Origin of the sequence: Streptomyces sp. NPDC021012 (assembly GCF_044333355.1) — a bacterium.
Taxonomy (GTDB): domain Bacteria; phylum Actinomycetota; class Actinomycetes; order Streptomycetales; family Streptomycetaceae; genus Streptomyces.
Genome location: NZ_JBIRQU010000006.1, coordinates 68595 through 92438, shown reverse-complemented (window position 1 = coordinate 92438; position 23844 = coordinate 68595). Strand labels below are relative to the sequence as shown.

General features: G+C 71.6%; 21 protein-coding genes and 1 tRNA gene. 6 read left to right on the top strand and 16 right to left on the bottom strand.

Features of this window, described 5'->3' with window-relative positions; translation table 11 throughout:
• Positions 1 to 168: 168 nt before the first annotated feature.
• On the top strand, positions 169 to 933 hold the full coding sequence (locus tag ACH4TP_RS20850; RefSeq protein WP_389227779.1) for a LuxR C-terminal-related transcriptional regulator: 765 nt from the start codon (positions 169 to 171) through the stop codon (positions 931 to 933).
• Here the strand turns inward: ACH4TP_RS20850 and ACH4TP_RS20845 are convergent.
• Complete coding sequence (locus ACH4TP_RS20845; protein ID WP_389227782.1) at positions 892 to 1389, bottom strand: MarR family winged helix-turn-helix transcriptional regulator; 498 nt, start codon at positions 1387 to 1389, stop codon at positions 892 to 894. The two genes, ACH4TP_RS20850 and ACH4TP_RS20845, sit on opposite strands and share 42 nt — an antisense overlap.
• 164 nt (positions 1390 to 1553) lie before the next feature.
• Here ACH4TP_RS20845 and ACH4TP_RS20840 point away from each other — a divergent pair, with 164 nt between their 5' ends.
• On the top strand, positions 1554 to 2387 hold the full coding sequence (locus ACH4TP_RS20840; protein WP_398188041.1) for a trans-aconitate 2-methyltransferase: 834 nt from the start codon (positions 1554 to 1556) through the stop codon (positions 2385 to 2387).
• 59 nt (positions 2388 to 2446) lie between these two features.
• Here the strand turns inward: ACH4TP_RS20840 and ACH4TP_RS20835 are convergent, their stop codons facing one another.
• The 4 genes from ACH4TP_RS20835 to ACH4TP_RS20820 form a co-directional block, all read right to left on the bottom strand.
• The gene (locus ACH4TP_RS20835) at positions 2447 to 4159 is read right to left on the bottom strand and encodes an FG-GAP repeat domain-containing protein (RefSeq protein WP_389227788.1); all 1713 of its coding nucleotides are present in this window, start codon (positions 4157 to 4159) and stop codon (positions 2447 to 2449) included.
• Positions 4160 to 4366: 207 nt separating this feature from the next.
• Positions 4367 to 6091 (bottom strand): FG-GAP repeat domain-containing protein, encoded by a 1725-nt coding sequence (locus ACH4TP_RS20830; RefSeq protein ID WP_398188035.1) that lies wholly within the window; start codon positions 6089 to 6091, stop codon positions 4367 to 4369.
• 184 nt (positions 6092 to 6275) lie between these two features.
• Complete coding sequence (locus ACH4TP_RS20825; protein WP_389228071.1) at positions 6276 to 6971, bottom strand: TetR/AcrR family transcriptional regulator; 696 nt, start codon at positions 6969 to 6971, stop codon at positions 6276 to 6278.
• Positions 6971 to 7954, bottom strand: a complete 984-nt coding sequence (locus ACH4TP_RS20820) for an acyl-CoA desaturase (protein ID WP_398188032.1) — start codon at positions 7952 to 7954, stop codon at positions 6971 to 6973. The genes ACH4TP_RS20825 and ACH4TP_RS20820 overlap by 1 nt, the downstream gene beginning before the upstream one ends.
• 243 nt (positions 7955 to 8197) lie before the next feature.
• Between ACH4TP_RS20820 and ppc the strand changes: the two genes are divergently transcribed.
• On the top strand, positions 8198 to 10927 hold the full coding sequence (gene ppc, locus ACH4TP_RS20815) for a phosphoenolpyruvate carboxylase (RefSeq protein ID WP_398188029.1): 2730 nt from the start codon (positions 8198 to 8200) through the stop codon (positions 10925 to 10927).
• A 63-nt stretch (positions 10928 to 10990) separates the two neighbouring features.
• On the opposite strand, the gene ACH4TP_RS20810 is transcribed toward ppc, so the two are convergent.
• The 5 genes from ACH4TP_RS20810 to ACH4TP_RS20790 all read right to left on the bottom strand — a co-directional run bounded on the left by ACH4TP_RS20810 (position 10991) and on the right by ACH4TP_RS20790 (position 15583).
• On the bottom strand, positions 10991 to 11902 hold the full coding sequence (locus ACH4TP_RS20810; protein ID WP_398438761.1) for an LPXTG cell wall anchor domain-containing protein: 912 nt from the start codon (positions 11900 to 11902) through the stop codon (positions 10991 to 10993).
• A 124-nt stretch (positions 11903 to 12026) separates the two neighbouring features.
• The gene (locus ACH4TP_RS20805) at positions 12027 to 12470 is read right to left on the bottom strand and encodes a hypothetical protein (protein WP_398188023.1); all 444 of its coding nucleotides are present in this window, start codon (positions 12468 to 12470) and stop codon (positions 12027 to 12029) included.
• Between the two features lie 40 nt (positions 12471 to 12510).
• Positions 12511 to 13107 carry an aminoacyl-tRNA hydrolase gene (pth, locus tag ACH4TP_RS20800; protein ID WP_389227805.1) on the bottom strand — a complete coding sequence of 199 codons (597 nt, stop codon included), beginning with the start codon at positions 13105 to 13107 and terminating at the stop codon, positions 12511 to 12513.
• Between the two features lie 98 nt (positions 13108 to 13205).
• Positions 13206 to 13790 (bottom strand): 50S ribosomal protein L25/general stress protein Ctc, encoded by a 585-nt coding sequence (locus ACH4TP_RS20795; RefSeq protein ID WP_389227808.1) that lies wholly within the window; start codon positions 13788 to 13790, stop codon positions 13206 to 13208.
• A gap of 185 nt (positions 13791 to 13975) precedes the next feature.
• Complete coding sequence (locus ACH4TP_RS20790; RefSeq protein ID WP_398438760.1) at positions 13976 to 15583, bottom strand: penicillin-binding transpeptidase domain-containing protein; 1608 nt, start codon at positions 15581 to 15583, stop codon at positions 13976 to 13978.
• An 87-nt stretch (positions 15584 to 15670) separates the two neighbouring features.
• On the opposite strand from ACH4TP_RS20790, the gene ACH4TP_RS20785 reads away from it, so the two are divergent.
• Together ACH4TP_RS20785 and ACH4TP_RS20780 are read left to right on the top strand one after the other, a co-directional pair.
• Positions 15671 to 16618: a LysR family transcriptional regulator gene (locus ACH4TP_RS20785; RefSeq protein WP_398438759.1), complete on the top strand. Its 948-nt coding sequence runs from the start codon at positions 15671 to 15673 to the stop codon at positions 16616 to 16618.
• Complete coding sequence (locus ACH4TP_RS20780; RefSeq protein WP_398188014.1) at positions 16615 to 17487, top strand: serine hydrolase; 873 nt, start codon at positions 16615 to 16617, stop codon at positions 17485 to 17487. Before ACH4TP_RS20785 ends, ACH4TP_RS20780 begins: the two co-directional genes overlap by 4 nt.
• 70 nt (positions 17488 to 17557) lie before the next feature.
• Here ACH4TP_RS20780 and ACH4TP_RS20775 read toward each other — a convergent pair whose 3' ends face one another.
• From ACH4TP_RS20775 to ACH4TP_RS20760, 4 genes are all read right to left on the bottom strand, one after another.
• On the bottom strand, positions 17558 to 18532 hold the full coding sequence (locus tag ACH4TP_RS20775) for a ribose-phosphate diphosphokinase (RefSeq protein ID WP_030690291.1): 975 nt from the start codon (positions 18530 to 18532) through the stop codon (positions 17558 to 17560).
• A gap of 121 nt (positions 18533 to 18653) precedes the next feature.
• On the bottom strand, positions 18654 to 20102 hold the full coding sequence (glmU, locus tag ACH4TP_RS20770) for a bifunctional UDP-N-acetylglucosamine diphosphorylase/glucosamine-1-phosphate N-acetyltransferase GlmU (protein ID WP_389227818.1): 1449 nt from the start codon (positions 20100 to 20102) through the stop codon (positions 18654 to 18656).
• A 110-nt stretch (positions 20103 to 20212) separates the two neighbouring features.
• Positions 20213 to 20283: transfer RNA gene (locus tag ACH4TP_RS20765), tRNA-Gln, on the bottom strand.
• Positions 20284 to 20294: 11 nt separating this feature from the next.
• The gene (locus ACH4TP_RS20760; protein WP_398438758.1) at positions 20295 to 21167 is read right to left on the bottom strand and encodes a hypothetical protein; all 873 of its coding nucleotides are present in this window, start codon (positions 21165 to 21167) and stop codon (positions 20295 to 20297) included.
• Positions 21168 to 21282: 115 nt separating this feature from the next.
• Here ACH4TP_RS20760 and ACH4TP_RS20755 point away from each other — a divergent pair, with 115 nt between their 5' ends.
• Positions 21283 to 22596 (top strand): sensor histidine kinase, encoded by a 1314-nt coding sequence (locus ACH4TP_RS20755; protein WP_398188446.1) that lies wholly within the window; start codon positions 21283 to 21285, stop codon positions 22594 to 22596.
• Here ACH4TP_RS20755 and ACH4TP_RS20750 read toward each other — a convergent pair.
• Both ACH4TP_RS20750 and ACH4TP_RS20745 read right to left on the bottom strand, forming a co-directional pair.
• On the bottom strand, positions 22593 to 23087 hold the full coding sequence (locus tag ACH4TP_RS20750) for an SUKH-3 domain-containing protein (protein ID WP_389227823.1): 495 nt from the start codon (positions 23085 to 23087) through the stop codon (positions 22593 to 22595). The genes ACH4TP_RS20755 and ACH4TP_RS20750 overlap by 4 nt on opposite strands.
• 10 nt (positions 23088 to 23097) lie before the next feature.
• Positions 23098 to 23610 (bottom strand): YwqJ-related putative deaminase, encoded by a 513-nt coding sequence (locus tag ACH4TP_RS20745; protein ID WP_389227826.1) that lies wholly within the window; start codon positions 23608 to 23610, stop codon positions 23098 to 23100.
• Positions 23611 to 23844: the final 234 nt, after the last annotated feature.

The window sequence follows — 23844 nt, the reverse complement described above, 5'->3', positions numbered from 1 at the left end:
CTGTTGGGCAGCGCCGGTGGGGGCCGGTGCCGTTCAGGGGGCGAGACCCGTCGGGTACGGCGCCAGAAGCGGGGTAGCAGTCAACGCACGGCGGCGGCCGCGCGTTCGGCGGACCCGCCTCCGGCGCCGTACCCGCGTCGGTCCGTTCCTCGACACTTGGGAGTGTCCGTGGCACGCATCCGCGTCCTGGTGGTGGACGACCACCGCGTCTTCGCCGAATCGCTGGCCGCCGCCCTCGCGGCGGAGCCCGACGTCGACGTCGCCGCCGCCGGCAGCGGCCCGGCGGCCCTGCGCTGCCTGGAGCGCGGCGCGGCGGAGGGGCGCCGGTTCGACGTGCTGCTCGTCGATGCCGAGCTGGGCGCGGGCCCCGCCGGCTCGGCGCGCGCGGTGCCCGAGGACGCCGAGGGCGCCGTGGACGGGATCTCGCTGGTCATGGGCGTGCGCCGGGCACAGCCCGCGCTGCGGACGGTCGTCCTCGCGGAGAAGGACGACCCGCGCCGGGCCGCGCTCGCGCTCCAGGCCGGGGCCTCCGGCTGGGTCGCGAAGGACTGCTCGCTGCAGCGGCTCCTCGCCGTCGTGCGGGGCGTGCTGCGGGACGAGACGCATCTGCCGCCCGCGCTGCTCACGGGCGTCCTGCGGGAGCTGACGGCGGCCCGCAAGCACCGGACGGACAGCGAGCGGCTCGTGGAGTCGCTGACCCCGCGCGAGCGGGAGGTGCTGCGCTGCATGGTCGCGGGCCTGGGCCGCAAGGCGGTCGCCGAGCGCCTCTTCCTCTCCCCGCACACCGTCCGCACGCACATGCAGAACGTCCTGGGGAAGCTGGGCGTGCACTCGACGCTCGCGGCGGTCGCACTGGCCCGCCGGGCGGGCGTGGGCCCCGCCGAACCGGTGCTAGCCGGGGACGTTGTCGAACGGGGCGGTCAGCCGGCGTAGCAGTCCGGCCAGCTCGCCGCGCTGGGCGGTGGAGAGCTGGGCCAGGATGGCGCGCTCCTGGGCGAGGAGTCCGGCGAGCGCCTCGTCGGCGCGGTCGCGGCCCTCGGGGGTGAGCCGGACGAGGACCCCGCGCCGGTCGCTGGGGTCGGGGAGCCGCTCGACGAGGCCCTTCTTGGTGAGCCGGTCGATGCGGTTGGTCATGGTGCCCGAGGTGACCAGGGTCTGGGTGAGGAGCTGGCCGGGGGAGAGCTGGTACGGGGCTCCGGCCCGGCGCAGGGAGGTGAGGACGTCGAACTCCCAGGGCTCCAGCTGGTGCTCGGAGAAGGCGAGCCGACGGGCACGGTCGAGGTGACGGGCGAGCCGCGAGACGCGGCTGAGCACCTCGAGCGGTTCCACGTCGAGGTCCGGGCGCTCGCGGCGCCATGCTGCGACCAGTCGGTCGACCTCGTCCTCCATGACGATCAGTGTAGAGGGTCTGTTGACATAAAGTCTCTTGTGTTCGAGTTTCTCGATGTCGAGTATCTTGGTATCGAGAAATATTCGACTGGACCACGGGGAAGGGACCCGCCCGGCAACGCCGTTCCGCTTCGGCACCTCGCACCAGCAAGGGGGCTTCGAACATGCATTCCGCGCAACCCGCCGCACCGACCTGGGACCCGCAGCAGTACCTCCACCACTCCGGCCACCGCACCCGTCCGTTCCTCGACCTGCTCGCCCGAATACCGAGCCTGCCGGCCCAGGACCGGCCCGCCCGCATCGCCGACCTCGGCTGCGGACCCGGCAACGTGACGGTCCTCCTCGCCGACCGGTGGCCCGACGCCCACATCACCGGCTTCGACCTCTCGCCCGAGATGCTGGAGCGCGCCGGGAAGGACTGGGCGGGCACCACCCGGGGCGGCGGCTGGCTCGACTTCCGGCAGGCCGACGCCGCCCACTGGACCCCCGACGAGCCCTACGACCTCATCGTCTCCAACGCGGCCCTCCAGTGGGTCCCCAACCACCCCGAGTCCTTCGCCCCCTGGATCGACGGACTCCGCCCCGGCGGCACCCTCGCCTTCCAGGTCCCCGGCAACTTCACCGCGCCCAGCCACGCCCTCCTCGGCGAGCTCTGCGGGACCTCCGAGTGGCGGGCCCGCCTCGGCGACCAGGGCCGCCGCTTCGTCCACGTCCTCGACACCGACGAGTACCTCACCCGGCTCGCCGACCTCGGCTGCGAGACGGACGTCTGGGAGACCACGTACTGCCAGCTCCTCCAGGGCGAGGACCCCGTCCTCGACTGGGTCAAGGGCACCGCGCTGCGGCCCGTCCTCACCGCCCTGGGCGACGACCGGGAGGCGACCGACGCCTTCCTCGCCCAGTACCGCGCGCTGCTCCGCGAGGCCTACCCGCCCGGCCCGCACGGCACGGTCTTCCCCTTCCGCCGCGTCTTCGCCGTCGCCCGCAAGAAGCCGTGAACGCGCGGGCGCCCCGCACCGGAACTCCGGTGCGGGGCGCCCGTGGAACCCTCCGCCCGTCACTGGACGAAGTTGTAGATCCCGTAGCCGTAGCCGATCCGGACCCGCGGGGCGAACTTGCCCGGGGCGGTGTTCAGGTAGCGGTAGACGTCGCCGCCGGAGGTGATGCCGAGCAGGTCGGCCTTCCCGTCGGCGTTGAGGTCGCCGGGGGCGACCAGCTTGCTGTACGCGTTCCAGCCGTAGCCGATCTTCACGCGGCCCTTGAACGGCGACGCGGCGACGCCGGTGCCGGCGTACAGGTACAGGTCGCCGCCGGAGGTGCGGGCGATCAGGTCGGCGCGGCCGTCGCCGTTGTAGTCGCCGGCGCCGAGGAGCCGGTCGTACGCGCCCCAGCCGCCGCCGATCCTCACCCGGGAGCCGACCGCGGTGCCCGCGCCGTTGCCCCGGTAGAGGTACAGGTAGCCGGAGCGGTCGCGGGCCAGCAGGTCGCCCTTGCCGTCGCCGGTCAGGTCACCGGTGCCGACGAGCGCGTTGAAGGCGCCCCAGCCGCTGCCGAGGTCCTGGCCCTGGACGTAGAGGTGGTTGTCGTAGACCACCGCGAGGTCCGACTTGCCGTTCGTGTCCATCGAGGACAGGTGCGCGAGGCTGAGGCCCTTCCAGCCGCCCGCGTCGCCGTACTGGTCGCGCGCGGCGAGCGTGCCGGTGCTCCGGGTGCCGTACCAGAACATCGTGCCGGCGTTGTCCCGGGCCAGGACGCCTTCCTTGCCCAGGACCGGGAGGCCGCCCGACCCGCCGAACTGCGGGAGCCCGGCCCAGCCGCCCGTGTCGCTGGTCTGCTGGCGCGCGGAGAGGGTGCCGTCGCCCTTGCCGGTGTAGTACCAGAGCGTGCCGTTCAGGTCGCGGGCGAGCAGCTCGCCGTTGCCGTCGCCGTTGTCGTCGCCGACGGGGAAGATCGCGTTGTAGATGTCCCAGCCGGTGCCGATCTGCCTCCGCCCGGCGAACGGCTTGGTCTTGTCGCCCGTACCGGCGTAGAGCCACAGCTTGCCGGCGGTGTCACGGCCGAGGAGGTCCGCCCAGCCGTCGCCGTTGTTGTCGCCGATGCCGAAGAGCTGGTCGTAGATGTTCCAGCCGGCGCCGAGCTTCACCCGCGCCGAGAACGGCGCGCTGCGGTTGCCGGTGGCGTAGTACAGCCACAGGACGCCGTCCTTGTCGCGGGCCACCAGGTCCGCGCGGCCGTCGTCGTTCACGTCGCCGGGCGCGACGACCTTGTTGTAGATGCCCCAGCCGCCGCCCGACCAGGCGTACGCGGCGCTGGTCGGCGTGGCGTCCGTGTAGAGGTTGAGCCGGCCCTGCTGCGAGAGCGTCAGGACCTCGGGGCCGCTCGGGTACGCGTCCTGGTTGCCGATCGGGATGACGTCCAGCACGGGCTCCGAGGTCTCTCCGTTGAAGAGGCCGCCCCCGCCGGAGGTCGCGAACGTGTAGAGGTTGCCGTCCCAGTCGCGGTAGATCAGGTCGCCGCTGCCGTCGCCGTCGAAGTCCGACAGCTGCGGGGAGGCGCCGACCCCGGAGGCCGCCGCGGCACCGGCACGACCCGCGCCGCTCACCGGGCGCGTCAGCGGCGGCGGGGTGAAGTGGGCCGCCGGCTGCTCGGCGACCGGGACCGGCGACGGCGTGCCGGCGGACGCCGGGCCCGCGAGGAACATGCCGGCGGAGAGGACGAGCGCGGTGCAGGCGGCGAGCCGACGCGCGCGCGTGGAGGAACGGAAAGACAAGGGATCCCCCCAGGGACCAGAGGTGTGGAAGAACCGGAGAGGGGGCTGGCGCAGCGCGGAACGGCGTCGGCGCGGGCCGGAAGGGGCCACACGGAGACGACCTCGTTCGCGGGCCGGAGCGTCCCTCGGACGGTCGAACGGGAGTCTACTCACGGAGCCGGGGCGGCCCCGCACCGGAGTCCCGGTGCGGGGCCGCCCGACGGCCCGTCAGTACAGGGTGTCGTAGATCTGGTAGCCGTAGCCGATCTTGACCCGGGCGCTGATGGCGGAGCCGGTGCCCGTGCCCAGGTAGCGGTACAGCTCGCCCGCCGCGTTCACCCCGAGCAGGTCGGCCTTGCCGTCGCCGTTCAGGTCGCCCGGCGTCACCAGCTTGGTGTACGTGCCCCAGCCCGTGCCGATCCGCACGCGTCCGGCGAACGGAGCGGTCGCGGAACCGGTGCCCTTGTACAGCCACAGGTTGCCGGAGCCGTCCCGGGCGAGCAGGTCCGCCCGGCCGTCGCCCGAGAAGTCGCCCGCGCCCAGGAGCCGGTTGTACGCGCCCCAGCCGGAACCGACCTTGATCCGGGAGGCGACGCCCGTGCCCGCGCCGTCGCCCCTGTACAGCCACAGGACACCGGAGGCGTCCCGGGCCAGCAGGTCGGAGTTGCCGTCCCCGGACAGGTCGCCGGGGCCGACGAGCAGGTTGTAGATCTGCCAGCCGCCGCCGAGGTCCCGGTCGACGTTGTAGAGGTGGCCCTGGTAGATCTCCAGGAGGTCGGCGAACGCGCCCTCGTCCAGGGCGGAGACGTACGAGAGGTTCATGCCGGCCCAGTAGCCGGTGGCGCCCCACTGCGCGCGTGCGGTGAGCTTGCCGTCGTTCTGGTCGCCGTACCAGAAGAGCGTGCCGCCCTTGTCGCGGCCGAGGAACCCGCTCCTGCCGGCGGTGGGGATGTTGCCCGCCCCGGCGAACTGGTCCACGCTGAGCCAGCTGCCGGAGAGCTTCACCGGCGCCGTGTACGCGCCGTTGCCGAGACCGCTGTAGGCCCAGAGCGCACCGGACTGGTCCCGGGCGAGCAGATCGGCCTTGCCGTCACCGTTGCGGTCGTCGGGGGCGACGATCTGGTTGTAGACCTGCCAGCCGCCGCCGATCTCCTTGCGCGGCTTGAACGGGGCGGCCGGGTCGCCGGTGCTGCCGTAGAAGTACAGCTTGCCGTCCGGGGTGCGGGCCACGACGTCGCCGAGGCCGTCGCCGCTGTTGTCGCCGACGCCCACGACCTGGTCGTAGGCGCCCCAGCCGTAGCCGACCTTCACCGGGGCCGCGAAGGGCGCCGTCGGCACCCCGGTCGCCCGGTAGGAGTACAGATCGCCGTTGTACTGCCGGGCCAGCAGGTCGGCCTTCCCGTCACCGTCGACGTCACCGGGCGAGAACACCTTGTTGTAGACGTTCCAGCCCTTGCCCGACCAGGTGAGCGTGCCGGAGGTCGAGGTGGCCTCCGCGTACAGCCGCAGCACGCCGTTCCGGGAGACCGCGAGCACCTCGGGCCTGCCCGTGCCGTCCTGGTCCCCGAGCGGAACGAGGTCGAGGTTGTGGGTGAGGAGCGAGTCGTCGGCCAGGAACTTGACGGCCGCCGCCGTGGCGGTCGGCGCGACGTACGTCCGGCCGTCCTGCTTGCGGTGGATCAGATCGGTCCTGCCGTCGCCGTCCACGTCGAAACGGGACGGCACGACGGCCGTCGCCCCGGCCGCACGGACCGAGCCCGTCCCGACGGCCGGCTGCGACATGTCCAGCCTCGGCGTCGTCGTGTCGGCGATCAGCGGCTGCTCCACGACGGGCCGGGGCGGCCGGGGCGCCGTGTCGGCCACGGCGGGAGACGCCAGCAGCATGCCGGCGGAGAGGGCGAGCGCGGTGCAGGTGGTGACACGACGCGCACGCCCGGAGAGTGCGGAACGCAAAAGATCCCCCCCTGGGGAACGTAGAACTCAGGGCCGGAACGAGGGCTCCGCGACACCTCCGCACGGCCACGGGCACGCGCGGAGGGCGAACACCCCCCCGGATGTGGGCAGGAGTGTACTCCTGCGCGGAAGTGGCCGGTCCAGCCGTTTTCCGCAGTCCGTCAGCTCGTACGTCCCGCGGCGCTCAGTTCTTCCGGTGCCCTATCAGCCGCGGCTTCTGCTCCAGACCGTCCAGACCGTGCCACGCCAGGTTCACCAGGTGCGCCGCGACCTCCGCCTTCTTCGGCTTGCGGACGTCCAGCCACCACTGGCCCGTCAGCGCCACACTGCCCACCAGGGCCTGCGCGTACAGCGGGGCCAGCTTCGGGTCGAAGCCGCGGGCCTTGAACTCCAGCCCCAGGATGTCCTCCACCTGCGTGGCGATGTCGCTGATCAGCGAAGCGAACGTGCCCGTCGACTGCGCCACCGGCGAATCCCGTACGAGGATCCGGAACCCGTCCGTGTAGTTCTCGATGTAGTCGAGCAGCGCGAACGCCGCCTGCTCCAGGAGCTCCCGCGGATGCCCCGCCGTCAGCGCCCCCGTCACCCCGTCGAGGAGCTGCCGCATCTCCCGGTCGACCACGACCGCGTACAGCCCCTCCTTGCCGCCGAAGTGCTCGTACACCACCGGCTTGGAGACCCCGGCCTTCGCCGCGATCTCCTCCACCGACGTGCCCTCGAAGCCCTTCTCCGCGAAGAGCGTGCGACCGATGTCGAGCAGCTGCTCACGGCGCTGCGCGCCCGTCATCCGCACCCGGCGTCCCCGCCGGGCGACCGGCTTCTGCTCTCCGCCGCCGCTGCCCGTACCGCCGGTCCTGCCCTCGATCGCCACGTCTTCCATCATGCCGCGTCGGCGGGCGCGCTCTGGCGGCGGGCTTCGATGCGGGACTTCGCCGGCCAGCGCACGTCGCTCGCCCAGCCCAGCTGCTCGAACCAGCGGATCAGCCGCGCGCTGGAGTCGAGCTGGCCGCGCAGCACCCCGTGCCGGGCCGAGGTCGGGTCGGCGTGGTGCAGGTTGTGCCAGGACTCGCCGCAGGACAGCACCGCCAGCCACCACACGTTGCCCGAGCGGTCACGCGACTTGAACGGACGCTTGCCCACCGCGTGGCAGATCGAGTTGATCGACCACGTCACGTGGTGGAGGAGCGCCACCCGCACCAGGGAACCCCAGAAGAACGCCGTGAACGCGCCCCACCACGACATCGTCACCAGCCCGCCCACCAGCGGCGGGATCGCGAGCGACACGATCGTCCACAGCACGAACTGGCGCGAGATCCGCCGGATCGCCGGGTCCTTGATCAGATCGGGCGCGTACTTGTGCTGCGGCGTCTGCTCCTCGTCGAACATCCAGCCGATGTGCGCCCACCACAGGCCCTTCATCAGCGCCGGAACCGTCTCGCCGAACCGCCACGGCGAGTGCGGGTCACCCTCCGCGTCCGAGAACTTGTGGTGCTTGCGGTGGTCCGCCACCCAGCGCACGAGCGGCCCCTCCACGGCCAGCGAACCCATGATCGCGAGCGCGATCCGCAGCGGCCGCTTCGCCTTGAAGGAACCGTGCGTGAAGTACCGGTGGAAACCGATCGTGATCCCGTGGCAGCCGACGTAGTACATGACCACCATCAGCCCCAGGTCCAGCCAGCTCACCCCCCAGCCCCAGGCCAGCGGCACCGCCGCGAGCAGCGCCAGGAACGGCACCGTGATGAACAGCAGCAGGGTGATCTGCTCGATCGAACGCTTGCTGTCCCCGCCCAGCGTGGCGGAGGGCAGGGCCGCGGAGTCGTCCGGCGTCGCGGACGCCGCCGTCATCTCGGGGCTCATGGTCATGGATGTCCCTGGTGAGTGAGTGAAAAAAGGGGGAACGCGTCGAAGGCGAAGTCGTGGCTACGCCTCCGTAACCTACGGCGTCGTAAGTATGGCAGCGCAGTGGCGCGCGGCAAGAGGGCGCAAAGATGGGACCTGCCCGCCGCCCACCATGTGGACACCTATCCTGGACGCGTCGGACAGCGCGGTCCGCAAGCCTCCGGAAACCCCTCCAGACGTGCTCAAACGCTGCAAGGAGCCGCACCTGTGAGCAGTGCCGACCAGACCCCCACCGCCAGCGCCGAGCTGCGCGCCGACATCCGCCGACTGGGCGACCTCCTCGGCGAGACCCTCGTCCGCCAGGAAGGCCACGAACTCCTCGACCTCGTCGAGAAGGTCCGCCGCCTCACCCGCGAGGACGGCGAGGCCGCCGCCGAGCTGCTCCAGGGCGTCGAACTCGAGACGGCCGCCAAGCTCGTACGCGCCTTCTCCACCTACTTCCACCTCGCGAACGTCACCGAGCAGGTCCACCGCGGCCGCGAGATGCGCGAGAAGCGCGCCGCCGAGGGCGGCCTCCTCGCCCGCACCGCCGACATGCTCAAGGACGGCGACCCCGAGCACGTCCGCGAGACCGTCAAGAACCTCAACGTGCGGCCCGTCTTCACCGCGCACCCCACCGAAGCCGCCCGCCGCTCCGTCCTCAACAAGCTCCGCCGCATCGCCGCCCTCCTGGAGACCCCCGTCAGCCAGGTCGACCGGCGCCGCACCGACCTGCGGCTCGCCGAGAACATCGACCTCATCTGGCAGACCGACGAACTCCGGGTGGTCCGCCCCGAGCCCGCCGACGAGGCCCGCAACGCCATCTACTACCTCGACGAACTGCACGCCAACGCCGTCGGCGACGTCCTGGAGGACCTCGCCGCCGAACTGGAGCGCGTCGGCTTCGAACTGCCCGCCGGCACCCGCCCCCTCACCTTCGGCACCTGGATCGGCGGCGACCGCGACGGCAACCCCAACGTCACCCCGCAGGTCACCTGGGACGTCCTGATCCTCCAGCACGAGCACGGCATCACCGACGCCCTCGAACTCGTCGACTTCCTCCGCGGACTGCTCTCCAACTCCATCCGCTACACCGGAGCCACCCAGGACCTCCTGGACTCCCTCCAGCGCGACCTGGACCTCCTCCCGGAGATCAGCCCCCGCTACAAGCGCCTCAACGCCGAGGAGCCGTACCGCCTCAAGGCCACCTGCATCCGGCAGAAGCTCGTCAACACCCGCGAGCGCCTCGCCCACGGCACCCCCCACCAGGACGGCCGCGACTACCTCGGCACCGCCGACCTCCTCCGCGACCTCACCCTCATCCAGACCTCCCTGCGCGAGCACCGCGGCGCCCTCTTCGCCGACGGCCGCATGGACCGGGTCATCCGCACCCTCTCCGCCTTCGGCCTCCAGCTCGCCACCATGGACGTCCGCGAGCACGCCGAGGCCCACCACCACGCCCTCGGCCAGCTCTTCGACCGCCTCGGCGAGGAGTCCTGGCGGTACGCGGACATGCCCCGCGACTACCGGCAGAAGCTGCTCGCCAAGGAGCTCCGCTCCCGCCGCCCGCTCGCCCCGACCCCGGCCCCGCTGGACGCCGCCGGCGAGAAGACCCTCGGCGTCTTCCACACGATCAAGGAGTCCTTCGAGCGCTTCGGCCCCGAGGTCATCGAGTCGTACATCATCTCGATGTGCCAGGGCGCCGACGACGTCTTCGCCGCCGCCGTCCTCGCCCGCGAGGCCGGCCTGATCGACCTGCACGCCGGCTGGGCCAAGATCGGCATCGTGCCGCTCCTGGAGACCACCGACGAGCTCAAGGCCGCCGACGTCATCCTCGACGACATGCTCGCCGACCCCTCCTACCGGCGCCTCGTCTCGCTCCGCGGCGACGTCCAGGAGGTCATGCTCGGCTACTCCGACTCCTCCAAGTTCGGCGGCATCACCACCAGCCAGTGGGAGATCCACCGCGCCCAGCGCCGTCTCCGCGACGTCGCCCACCGCTACGGCGTCCGCCTGCGCCTCTTCCACGGCCGCGGCGGCACCGTCGGCCGCGGCGGCGGCCCCTCGCACGACGCGATCCTCGCCCAGCCCTGGGGCACCCTGGAGGGCGAGATCAAGGTGACCGAGCAGGGCGAGGTCATCTCCGACAAGTACCTGATCCCCTCGCTCGCCCGCGAGAACCTCGAACTGACCGTCGCCGCCACCCTGCAGGCCTCCGCCCTGCACACCGCGCCGCGCCAGTCCGACGAGGCCCTCGCCCGCTGGGACGCGGCCATGGACACCGTCTCGGACGCCGCCCACACCGCGTACCGCAAGTTCGTCGAGGACCCCGGCCTGCCGGCGTACTTCCTCGCCTCCACCCCTGTCGACCAGCTCGCCGACCTGCACCTGGGCTCACGGCCCTCCCGCCGCCCCGGCTCCGGCGTCTCCCTCGACGGACTCCGCGCCATCCCCTGGGTGTTCGGCTGGACCCAGTCCCGCCAGATCGTCCCCGGCTGGTACGGCGTCGGCTCCGGCCTCAAGGCCCTGCGCGAGGCCGGACTCGACGCGGTCCTCGGCGAGATGTACGAGAAGTGGCACTTCTTCCGCAACTTCCTCGCCAACGTCGAGATGACGCTCGCCAAGACCGACCTGCGGATCGCCCGCCACTACGTCGACACCCTGGTCCCCGACGACCTCAAGCACGTCTTCGACGCCATCGAGGCCGAGCACGAGCTGACCGTCGCCGAGGTCCTCAAGGTCACCGGCGGCGAGAAGCTCCTCGACTCCAACCCGGTCCTCCAGCAGACCTTCGCCATCCGCGACGCCTACCTGGACCCGATCTCCTACCTCCAGGTCGCGCTCCTCGCCCGCCAGCGCGCGGACGCCGAGCGCGGCGAGGACCCGGACCCGCTGCTCGCCCGGGCCCTGCTCCTCACGGTGAACGGCGTGGCGGCGGGCCTCCGCAACACCGGCTGACGCCCGTCCCGTAGGCATGACGAAGCCCCCGTGGAATCCTCCACGGGGGCTCTGTCATGGGCCTTAGTTCTGCGAGGCCTTGCGACGGCGGGTCACCAGGACCGCGCCGGCGGCCGCGAGGGCCAGAGCGGCGGCGGCGATGATGCCGACCGGGGCGCTGGAGCCCGTCTCGGCGAGGTTGCCCTCCTTGCCACCGGTGGTCGAACCGCCGTTGGTGTCGGCGCCGGTGGAGCCGGTGGAGCCGCCCGCGGTGGTGGTGTCACCCGTGGTGGTCTCGCCGGTGGTGGAGCCGCCGGTCGCGGTGGTCTCACCGGTGGTGGTCTCACCCGTGGTGGTCTCGCCCGTGGTGGTCTCGCCGGTCGTGGTCTCACCGGTGGTGGTCTCGCCGGTGGTGGTCTCGCCCGTGGTGGTCTCACCGGTGGTGGTCTCACCGGTCGTCGTCTCACCCGTGGTGGTCTCACCCGTGGTGGTCTCGCCGGTCGTCGAACCGCCGGTGGTCTGCTCACCGGTGGTGGAGCCGCCCGTGGTCTGCTCGCCGGTGGTGGAGCCGCCCGTGCTGCCGGTCTCGGTGGCCGGGCAGGTGTGGGACAGGTTGAACCAGCCCTGCTTGATGACACCGTCGACGTCGGCCTCGGCCGAGACCAGCTTCGCGCCCGGCGCGGAGGCCACGTACGCGTGCTTGTCGGACGGCGGACCGAAGGAGGTGATGACCTGCTCGCCGCCGGGCTCGAACGTCACCGTCAGCTTGACGAAGTTCACGGTGCTGCCGGGGATGACGAAGTGCCAGCCGTCCTGGCCGGCCGGGATCGTCTTGCAGTCACCGTGCTCGTCGAAACCGGCGGCGGTGATCGGCGTCGGCTGGTGGAGCTTGTAGTGGTAGGAGCCGTCCGACGCGAAGGCGGCGGGGGCCAGAGCCAGGGAGGAGCCCGCCATGGCCGCGACAAGAGCGGCTGCGGGTATGAGGGAGCGTCGCATAGTCGTCCATCTGTGGGATGAGGATGCCGTGGGAGGTGGCTGGGGCAGCCTATCCGTCGCCTTAAGTCGCCTTTAAGCCAGCAGTCCATAACGATTGGCTCAGGAAACAGGTTTAAACGGGGCATCAGAGGGCGAAGAACGCGGCCACCAGTACCGCCCCACCGGCCCCCGCCAGCGACCACGCCGTCCGCGGCAGCCGCATCCCGCCGCCGACCAGCGGCGCGGCGAGGATCAGCGCACCGCCCAGCGGGAGCCAGGCGTGCAGACCACCGCCCCAGCCCGTCCGCACGCCCTCGTCCGTCCCCGGCTTCACCACCACCGGGATCGTCACGCCCTTCTCCGCCGCCACCGACCGCGCGATCGTCAGCGTCCGGCGCGTCGACGACGGATCCTCCGGGACGTAACGGCCGCTGCACGTCTCGTCGGTGCAGTCGGTCACCGTCAGCGTCCCGTGCTCGCGGCCCTGGGAGAGCAGGACGTGCTGGGCGGAGTTCCACGAGGCCCAGGCACCCGCGACGACGAGGAACAGGGCGACCAGGGCCATGGCTGCGGTACGGACGTGCGTCATGACCCGCGATCGTACAGTCGTACGTCCCGACCGTCGGGTCCTAGGAGTTGTACGCCGACTGGGCCCGCTCCAGGCCCTCCGCCACCAGGCACTCCACCGAGTCCGCCGCCCGGTCCACGAACCAGTCCAGGTCCTTGCGCTCCGTCGACGAGAAGTCCTTCAGGACGAAGTCCGCGACCTGCATCCGGCCCGGCGGCCGCCCGATCCCGCACCGCACCCGGTGGTACTCCGCGCCCATCGCCTTCGTCATCGACTTCAGGCCGTTGTGCCCGTTGTCGCCGCCGCCCAGCTTCAGCCGCAGCACCCCGTAGTCGATGTCCAGCTCGTCGTGGATCGCCACCACGTGCGCCGTCGGCACCTTGTAGAAGTCCCGCAGCGCCGTCACCGGACCGCCCGAGAGGTTCATGTAAGACATCGGCTTCGCGAGGATCACCCGGCGGTTCTCGGGCCCCGGAGGCCCCATCCGGCCCTCGACGACCTGCGCCTGCGCCTTCTGCGCCCGCTTGAACGAGCCGCGGATCCGGTCCGCGAGCAGGTCCACGACCATGAAGCCGATGTTGTGGCGGTTGGCCGCGTACTCGGGCCCCGGGTTGCCGAGACCGACGATCAGCCAGGGGGCGTTCGCGTCGTCCGTCATGTGCGCAGCTCTCCTCGTATCCGCGTGTCCGTACAAGAGAAACGGGGTGACGGGCCCGTACGGCCCGTCACCCCGTCACGTCAGGCAGAGCCTACGGCTCAGGCCTCGGCGCCCTCGGCCTCGGCCTCGGCGGCCGGCTCCTCGGCCTGGGCGGCCAGGACCTGGAGGACGACGGCGTCGGCGTCGGTGGCCAGGGTCACGCCCTTCGGGAGGGTGATGTCCTTGGCGAGGACGGAGGCACCGGCCTCCAGGCCCTCGACGGAGACCGTGAGGGCCTCGGGGAGGTGGGTGGCCTCGGCCTCGACGGAGACGGTGGAGAGGACGTGCTCCAGCAGGTTGCCGCCGGCGGCGAGCTCACCCTCGGCGTGGACCGGGACCTCGACGGTGACGGTCTCGCCGCGCTTCACGAGGAGCAGGTCGACGTGGACCAGGAAGCCCTTGATGGCGTCGCGCTGGACGGCCTTCGGGATCGCCAGCTCGTTGGTGCCGTCGATGTCCAGGGAGAGCAGGACGTTCGGCGTACGGAGCGCCATGCCGAGCTCGTGGGCCGGGAGGGTGACGTGGACCGGCTCCGAGCCGTGGCCGTAGAGGACACCGGGAACCTTGGCGTCACGGCGGATGGCACGGGCGGCACCCTTGCCGAACTCCGAGCGGACGGAAGCGGCGAGCTTGACCTCGGACATGTTGCACTCCTCGTAGAAGGTGACGAAAAAGGTGGTCACCCGGCCACGACTGGCGATGGCCTGCTACGAAGAGCGCGTCGATAACGGACCGCCGTGACCCTGAACGGGCACGGCCTCCCTCGCCGAGCAACTACGGCAGTCTACCCGCTGCCCCCGACCCCGCCCAAATGGATCAGCGGGGCACATCAACCCGCCAGCTCGTTCAGCAGGTCGCGCAGGACCGGGCCCGCCGAGCCCGAGCCGCTCTCCGCCTCCTCCACCACGCACGCCACCGCGATCTTCCCGTCGTACGCGACCAGCCAGCCGTTGTTGTTCCCGTCCTCCGTCACCTCGGCCGTCCCCGTCTTCGCCCCCACCTCGCCCGGCACCCCCGCGAGGACCTTCGCCGAACCGTCCGTCACCGTGTCCCGCATCAGCGACCGCAGCCCCGCCACCACCCCGCGCGGCAGCGGCTTCGTCACCACCGACGGCTGCTCCGTCCCCTTCACGAGCAGCGGCTGGTGGAACGTCCCCGACACCGCCGTCGCCGTCACCGACGCCATCGCCAGCGGATTCGTCCGCAGCCGCCCCTGCCCGAACAGCGAAGCCGCCTTCTCCGGCTCGTCCGCCGGCACCGGCACCTCCGCGTCCACCGAACTCACCCCCGTCTTCCACTCCGGCCCCAGCCCGAAGTACTCCTTCGCGAACACCGTCATCTCGTCGTGTCCGAGGCGCCCCCGCAGCGCCACGAACGCCGTGTTGCACGAATGGATGAAGTCCTGCCGGAACGTGGCGTCCGGGATCTCCGAGGTCTCCACGTTGTGGAACTGCTTCCCCACCGTCAGGTACTTCGGACAGTCCACCCGCGACTCCGGCGTCACCGCCCCCTTCGCGAGCAGCGCCGCACTCGTCACCACCTTCCACGTCGACCCCGGCGCGTACGTCCCCTGGAACGCCCGGTTGAAGCCGCCCGCCGGACCGTTCACCACCGCGACCACCTCGCCGCTGTCGATCCGCACCGCCACCAGACCCGCGTTCCGCCCCGCCGCATGCCGGGCCAGCGCCTTCTCCGCCGCCGCCTGCGTCCGCGCGTCGATCGTCGTCCGCAGCGGACCCCCGTCCTTCCCCGGATCCGGCCCGAACCGCACCGCCGTCCCCCTCGTCTCCCCGGTGATCCGGTCCACCACCCGCACCTCGCCCCGGGGCCTGCCCCCGCCGAGACCCAGCACCGACACCAGCGAGGGATGCTCCGCCGCCGAGATCGCCCTCCCGTCCCGGTCCACCGCCGCCAGCTCCGAGGAATCCTCCTCCACCAGCTTGAACCGCTGCTTGTCGTTCAGCTGCGGATGGATCAGCGGCAGCTCCCACCGCACCCGCCACCCCGCCTCCGTACGCACCACCGCCAGCTCCGAGCCGTACGACCAGGTCCCGAGCCCCGCGACCGGCATCCTCGCCGCGAACGCGACCCGCGCCCCCGCCTCGCCCTCCGGCCGCGCCGCACCCGCCGTCAGCACCGGCTTCGCGATCTCCAGACCCGCCGTGAAGTTCCGCAGCGTCTCCTCCGCCTTCACCGGCGCATCCGTCAGCCGCCCCGCCGCCGCCAGATCCCCCGCCGCCCAGCTCCCCAGAAACGCCTTCGCCGTCCGTACGGCCTCCGGATCCGCCACCACCGGCCCCTCCGCACCCGGCTTCAGCGGCCCGTACACCACCGCCCACCCGGCGGCCCCCGCCACCAGCGCCCCCGTCACCACCACCGCCGGCCACCTGCGCCGACGGCCCCGTACATGTCCCCGATGCGTCGTTTGTTTCGTCATACCGGGCAGCGAAACAGACACGCGTACGACCAGTCCAAGACTCATATCGGGATACGAGCCATAGGCACACGCCTATCCTTGCTGATCATGGACCTGCTCCTGCACCTGCGGTACTTCAGGACCGTCGCCGAAGAACAGCACTTCGGCCGCGCCGCCGCCCGACTGCGCATGGCCCAGCCCTCCCTCTCCCAGCGCATCCAGCGCCTCGAACGCGAACTCGGCGTCCGCCTCCTCGACCGCGGCCCCCGAGGCGCCGCCCTCACCCCCGCCGGCCGCCTCGTCCTCACCGAGACCGAACACCTCCTCGCCGCCGCCGACCGGCTCACCGCCACCGTCGCCCGCGTCCACAGCGGCGCCCTCGGCACCCTCCGCGCCGCCGTACCCCCCGGACTCGGCGCCACCGCCGTCGGCCACCTCCTCACCGCCTTCCGCACCCGCTCACCCGGCGCCGACCTCGAACTCCGCGAACTCCCCACCACCGAACAGACCGCCGAACTCACCGCCGGCACCCTCGACGCCGGCATCGTCCGCCACCCCTGCCCCGCCCCCGGACTCGCCTTCGGCCCCACCCTCCACCAACCCCTCGGCGCCCTCCTCCCCGCCGACGACCCCCTCGCCACACCCCCCGAACTCCCCACCCCCGCCCTCACCGGCCGCGACCTCGTCCTCTTCCCCCGCGCCGAAGCCCCCGCCCTCCACGACGAGACCCTCACCGCCTGCGCCCGCCACGGCTGCACCCCCGCCACCGTCCACGAAGCCGCCGGACCCGACTTCACCCGCGCCCTCGTCCTCTCCGGCCGCGCCGTCGCCCTCGTCCCCCGCACCCCCGACGGAGACGGCACCGTCTGGCGCCCCCTCCGCGGCTCCCCCGTCACCTGGCGCACCTCCACCGCCTGGCCCGAGGGCAAGGACAGCCCCGCCGTCCGCCTCTTCACCGACACCGCCCACGAGATCCTCCGCGAGCACGCCGACATGCGGCCCGCCCCATCCGCCAGGATGGTCTTCCCCCGCCCCGCATCGGAGTTCCCCCTGTGACCCCCCACCCCGCCACCCGCCGCATCACCGCGGCCTTCGCCGACGCGGGCGTCACCGGCCGGCTCCACGCCACCGACATCGACACCGGCACCGCCCTCGGCATCGGCTCCGACACCCTCGTACCGACCGCCAGCGTCCACAAGCTCTGCCTCGTCGCCACCCTCTACCGGCAGGCCCACCTCGGCCTCGTCGACCCCACCCGCCCCGTCGACATCCCCGCCACCGGCCGCGCCCCCGGCTCCACCGGCCTCTCCGTCATGCGCGACGCCGCCCGCCTCTCCCTCCGCGACCTCGCCGGCCTCGCCGTCGCCGTCAGCGACAACACCGCCGCCGACCTCCTCTGGGACGCCCTCGGCCTCGACACCGTCAACGCCACCATGGCCGACCTCGGCCTACGGCAGACCCTCGCCGTCCAGACCATGACCGAGCTGTACGCCACCCTGCGCGAGGACACCGCCGGCGACCCCGCCGGCTACACCGACCCCACCGTCCTCGCCCGCCTCCGCGCCCTCGACCCCACCCGCACCAACCGCTCCACCCCCCGCGAGATCACCGCCCTCCTCGCCGCCGTCTGGCGCGACGAACTCTGCCCCGGCCCGTACGGCCAGGAGCTCCGCGCCCTCCTCGGCCTCCAGGCCTGGACCCACCGCCTCGCCGCCGGCTTCCCCTTCGACGACGTCCGCGTCAGCGGCAAGACCGGCTCCCTGCCCACCCTCCGCCACGAGGCCGCCGTCGTCGAATACCCCGACGGCGGCCGGTACGCCGTCGCCGTCTTCACCCGGTCGGCCTCCACCGACGTCACCCTCCCGGCCGCCGACGCGGCGATCGGCAGGGCGGCGAGGATCGCGGTCGACGCGCTGCGGGCGTGAAGCCGCGGGCATGACGAAGGGCCCTTCCCCCGGGCGGGGAAAGGGCCCTTCTCAGCTACTCAGCGGGGGCTCAGTGCTCCTCGAAGAGGCTCGTCACCGAACCGTCCTCGAACACCTCACGCACCGCGCGCGCGATCGTCGGCGCGATCGACAGCACCGTGATCTTGTCCAGCTCAAGGGCGCCCGGCACCGGCAGCGTGTCCGTGAAGACGAACTCGCTGACCTTCGAGTTCTTCAGCCGGTCCGCGGCCGGACCCGACAGGATGCCGTGCGTGGCCGTCACGATGACGTCCTCCGCACCGTGCGCGAACAGCGCGTCCGCGGCGGCGCAGATCGTGCCACCCGTGTCGACCATGTCGTCCACCAGGACACAGACGCGGCCCTTCACGTCACCGACGACCTCGTGCACGGTGACCTGGTTGGCGACGTCCTTGTCGCGACGCTTGTGCACGATCGCCAGCGGGGCGTCCAGACGGTCGCACCAACGGTCGGCGACCCGCACGCGACCCGCGTCGGGAGACACGATCGTCAGCTTCTCGCGGTCGACCTTCGCACCCACGTAGTCCGCCAGGACCGGCAGCGCCGACAGGTGGTCCACCGGACCGTCGAAGAAGCCCTGGATCTGGTCCGTGTGCAGGTCCACGGTCAGGATGCGGTCCGCACCCGCCGTCTTCAGCAGGTCCGCCACCAGACGCGCCGAGATCGGCTCACGGCCGCGGTGCTTCTTGTCCTGACGGGCGTAGCCGTACGACGGGATGATCACGGTGATGCTCCGGGCGGAAGCCCGCTTCAGAGCATCGATCATGATCAGCTGCTCCATGATCCACTTGTTGATCGGAGCCGTGTGGCTCTGGATCAGGAAGCAGTCCGCGCCGCGCGCCGACTCCTGGAAGCGGACGTAGATCTCACCGTTGGCGAAGTCGAACGCCTTGGTCGGAACGAGACCGACGCCCAGCTGGTGCGCGACCTCCTCGGCCAGCTCGGGGTGGGCGCGGCCGGAGAAGAGCATCAGCTTCTTCTCGCCGGTCGTCTTGATCCCGGTCACAGCACTGTCTCCTCAGACGTGTTCTCTGGCCGCGACCCTCGCGCAACCGTGCGCGCGTGCGAACCAGCCGAATTTGTGTGCACGTATCACGGTACGCCGAGTTCGACGTACCCGTTTCCGGTCAGCTTTCGCCGGCGGACTCCTCAGCGGCCACCTGAGCGGCCTGCGCGGCAGCGCTTCCGGGCCGCTTCCGGGCCACCCAACCCTCGATATTCCGCTGCTGGCCCCGGGCCACGGCCAGCGAACCGGCCGGCACGTCCTTCGTGATCACGGACCCCGCGGCGGTGTAGGCCCCGTCCCCGATGGTGATAGGAGCCACAAACATGTTGTCCGAACCCGTACGGCAGTGAGAGCCGATCGTGGTGTGGTGCTTCGCCTCACCGTCGTAGTTCACGAACACGCTCGCGGCGCCGATGTTCGTGTACTCGCCGATCGTCGCGTCACCCACGTACGACAGATGGGGGACCTTCGTACCCTCACCGATCGTCGCGTTCTTCATCTCGACGTACGTACCGGCCTTCGACTTCTTCCCGAGGTTCGTCCCCGGACGCAGGTACGCGAACGGCCCCACGGACGCGCCCTCACCGACGACGGCGGAGAAGGCCACGGTGTTGTCGACGCGGGCACCCTTGCCGACGGTGACGTCCGTCAGACGCGTGTTCGGCCCGACGACGGCGTCCTCCGCGATGTGCGTGGTCCCCAGCAGCTGCGTACCCGGCAGGATCACGGCGTCCGCCTCGAACGTCACGGTGACGTCCACGAAGACCGAGGCGGGGTCCTGGACGGTGACGCCGGCCATCATGGCCGCCTCGAGCAGCCGCTGGTTCAGCAGCGCACGGGCCTCGGCCAGCTGCACCCGGTTGTTGATCCCGAGGATCTCCCGGTGGTCGGGGGCGACGGACGCGCCGACCCGGTGACCGGCCTCGCGCAGGATCGACAGCACGTCGGTGAGGTACTCCTCGCCCTGGCTGTTGTCCGTCCGCACCTGGCCCAGCGCCTCGGCGAGCAGCTTCCCGTCGAACGCGAACACACCGGAGTTGATCTCCCGGATCGCGAGCTGCGCCTCGGAGGCGTCCTTGTGCTCGACGATCGCCGTCACGGCACCCGTCCCGGCGTCCCGCACGATCCGCCCGTACCCGGTCGAGTCCGGAACCTCGGCCGTCAGCACGGTCACGGCGTTGCCGTCGGCGGCATGCGTACCGGCCAGCGCCTTCAGCGTCTCCCCGGACAGCAGCGGCGTGTCACCGCACACCACGACGACGGTCCCCTCGGGCACCTCGACGAGCTCCTCCAGCGCCATCCGCACCGCATGCCCGGTGCCGTTCTGCTGCTCCTGGACGGCGGTCCGGGTCCCGGCGTAGTACGCGTCCAGGTGCTCCTTCACGAGCTCCCGGGCGTGCCCGACGACTACGACGAGGTGCTCGGGCTCCAGCTCCCGGGCTGCGGACACGACGTGCCCGACGAGCGAACGCCCGGCGATCTCGTGCAGGACCTTGGGGGTCTTCGACTTCATGCGGGTGCCCTCACCCGCTGCGAGGACGACGACGGCTGCCGGGCGGTTGGCGCTCACGGGAATGCCCTTCGGCTTTGGGTGGTGGACGCACGAAGGATACCGGGGGGCCGGTGTGCGGGCATGAGTGCGGGTCCTGACCTGGACGGTCAGGACCCGCAGTGCCTGGGCTCCCGGAGAAGGATTCGAACCCTCATTCAATGGACCAAAACCATTTGTCCTGCCCTTAGACGATCCGGGATAGTTCGCCCTCTATGTCCGATTCCCTGTTGGGGAGATCGAGACGGCCCCTACTATGCCGCACCAGGCACCCTCAATGCGACGGTACAGATCGGCGCTCCCCAGGATTCGGATCGCGAGGCAGCCGTGATAGTCGGCGCTCACGTTCTTGCGATTGGTCCGCGGGTTGTGCCGCTTGACGGTCGTCTTGCCGAAGGTCGAGGGATCGACGCCGACGAGATCGCCCCAGTGCCGCTCGGCATCGCCCGCGTCCGCGGTCTCGTGGATCATCACGTAGTACTTCCGCCGCTCGGGTTCGACGCCGAGGAGGTCGAGCCATGCGGTGAAGACCTGGATCATCCCGGGGTCGCTGTTCACGAAGACCACGCGTTCACGGCGAGCATGCGGCTTGTCCTTCGTGCCCTCCGCCCAGTAGAGGCCCACGCCGAGCAGGAAGAGTTCCCGTTCGGACATGGCCCCGATTTCTGCGGCCGCCGTGCGTTTGACTGCCTGGCGCTCCTCCTCGCGTCGGCGCAGCGTGACCTCCCAGCCCCGCCGGGCGATCTCTGACGCCTCCTCCTGGGTCCGTTTCCGCTCCGGCTTCGGGAGGTCCCGGACCCACAGCGAGATCGAGCTCTTCGAGCAGCCCAGTTCGACCTGGATCTGGTCGTAGGTCCAGCCCTGGAGGCGGAGCTCCCTCGCGCGGTCGCGGAGGTCGTCCTTCGCGTTCGGGCGCTTCGTCCACTCCGGTGGGGGCTCGCCTTCGAGCAGGCGGTTGAGGAGGTCGTTGTTGTCGACGCGGAGGCGGTCGCGGATCTGACGGCGGCTGAGGCCCTCGCGGCGGAGGGTGATCGCCTGTTCGCGCAGGTTCTCGAAGTCCGCGTACTTGCTGGTGGCGACTGTCATACGAACACCATCGTCCGGAATGCGGACATCCGGATCGAAAGTGCGGGCGATTCAACAGTTCGAGGGACTCGTGTGCGCAGCGTTGACGTGGGGGGCCACCCGTAGGGTGGTGGGTATGACCACAACGGGGGCAGACCGGGACGCTGGGGGCGTCGGGAGTTGGTGGTGGTGGGGGAGACGGCGGAGTGCCGTTCTCGATGTGGGGCTGGCGGTCGTGTCCGCGCTGGAGTGCGGGATCGAGGGCGTCGGCTTCGCGGAGAAGGCCTCGCTGCCCGTGCCCGTGGGGGTGGTGTTCGGGCTGATGGTGGGGTCCGTGCTGCTGTTCCGGCGGCGGTGGCCCATCGCCGTCGTGCTGGTGTCGATCGCGGTCGCGCCCGCCGAGATGGCCTTCCTGATGGGGATCGTCGGGCTGTACTCGCTCGCCGCCTCCGAGGTGCCCCGGCGGATCACGGCGGCGCTCGCGGGGATGTCGACGCTGGCCGTGTTCGTGGTGACGATGGTGCGGATGCGGCAGGACGTCGCGCAGGTCGATCAGGGGTCGCCGGACATCGATCCGAGTGGCTGGTACGTGCCGAGCGTGGCGCTGTTCATGACGCTGGGGCTCAACGCGCCGCCGGTGCTTTTCGGCCTGTACATAGGGGCCCGGCGCCGGCTCATGGAGAGCCTGCGGGAGCGGGCGGATTCGCTGGAGCAGGAGTTGTCGCTGCTGGCGGACCGGGCGGAGCAGCGGGCGCAGTGGGCGCGGCGGGAGGAGCGGACGCGGATCGCGCGGGAGATGCACGACGTGGTGGCGCACCGGGTGTCGTTGATGGTGGTGCATGCGGCGGCGTTGCAGGCGGTGGCGTTGAAGGATCCGCAGAAGGCCGTGCGGAACGCGGCGCTCGTCGGGGACATGGGGCGGCAGGCGTTGACCGAGTTGCGGGAGATGTTGGGGGTGCTCCGGGAGGACGGGGGTCCCGTCGGGCCCGCCGCCGTGCCGCTCGCCGCCGTGGGGCGCGCCGCTGCTGCCGCGGCCGAGGCCGCCGCGGAGGACGGGCCGTGTCTGGACGCCCTGGAGGCGTTGTGCGAGCAGTCGCGGCTGGCGGGGGCGGCCGTGGAGCTGGTGGTGCTGGGTGAGGCGCGTCCGTACGCCCCGGAGGTGGAGCGGACGGCGTACCGGGTGGTGCAGGAGGCGTTGACGAACGTCCACAAGCATGCGGCGGGTGCGAAGGTCGTGGTGCGGTTGGCGCACCGGGTCGCGGAGGTCGCGATGCAGGTGGAGAACGGGCCTTCGGACGGGGCGGTGGCGGATGTGGGGCTGCCGAGCGGGGGGAACGGGCTCGTGGGGATGAAGGAGCGGGTCGTGCGTCTCGGGGGTGTGTTCGTGTCGGGTCCGACCGACGCGGGCGGGTTCAAGGTGTCGGCGGTGCTGCCGACGGGGCCCGCCTAGCCCGCTGCCGTGAGGCGGGTCGGCTGGGCCCCCGTGATCAGGGTGGAGAGGGCGGCGTCGATGTCCTTGCCGAGGTACCAGTCGCCGGCGTGGTCGAGGCTGTAGACGCGGCCTTCGACGTCCATGGCGAGGACGGCCTGGTGTTCGCCCTCCTCGCCGAGCGGGGCGAGCTCGGTGTCGAGGGCGCGGCCGAGGTCGGCGAGGGTGCGGGAGAGGTGGAGGCCGGCGAGGGGGTCGAAGCGGATGGCGGCGGGTGCTATCTGCCGGCCGTGGCCGGGTGCGGTGACGCGGAGGCCGCCGAATTCGGCCCAGGCCTCCACGGCGGCGGGGAAGACGCTGTGCCGGTGTCCGGCGGGGGAGACGTGGGCGCGCAGGGTGTCGGCCCATTCTTCGGCGAGCTTGATGTCCCAGCGGCCGGGCTGCCAGCCGGCCTCGCGGAGGGCGGCGTCGACGTTGACCGGGAAGCGGGTGGTGCTGAGGTGGTCGGGCATGGGTGTGCGGTCAGCCGTTCTCGACAGGCGTGGTGGGGTCGACGGCGCGGACGCCGAAGTGGGCGAGCATCGCCGTACAGGAGCGGCAGGGTGCGGCGTAGCTGCCGTGGAGCGGGTCGCCGTCCTCGCGGATGCGCCGGGCGGTGAGTTTGGCGTGTTTGAGGGAGCGGCGGGCCTCGCTGTGGGTGAGCGGTTTGCGCTGGGCGCGTTTGGAGCGGGCGCTCTCGGTGGCGGTGAGGTGCCGGGAGAGCAGGATCGCCTCGGGGCAGCGGCCGGTGAACCGTTCCCGCTGGCTGCTGGTGAGGGTGTCCAGGAAGTCCTGGACGAGGGCGTGCAGGACGGGGGGCCGGTCGCCGCGGCCCGCGGTGCACGTGAGTGTCTCGCCGCGGACGGAGAGGGCGGCTCCGACGGTGGGGAGGATTCCGTCGCGGCGGTGACGCAGTAAGGGTGCGCGGGTGGCCTCGGCGCTGCTGCTCCAGTTGAGGCGTGGGTCACCCTGTGTGGGCGTTGTTGCTACGTGCATGGTGCTGGTCTTCCCCTCCTGCAATCCCCCGAGTTGCGTGGACAGCCTGCCAAATAGGGAGCCATATGGGGAAGCTGGGTCGGCGAAACACGTCTTCGGTGTGTCGGAATCATGGTGCACCCGTCATGGCTTCGTGACAGTTGGTCACCGCCGGTGGCCGCCGGGTGGTCGTCGCTTCGGGCCCGGTTCGGCCTCTTGTGGCAGCGCATAGGCTGTGCGGAACCAGGCTGTGCG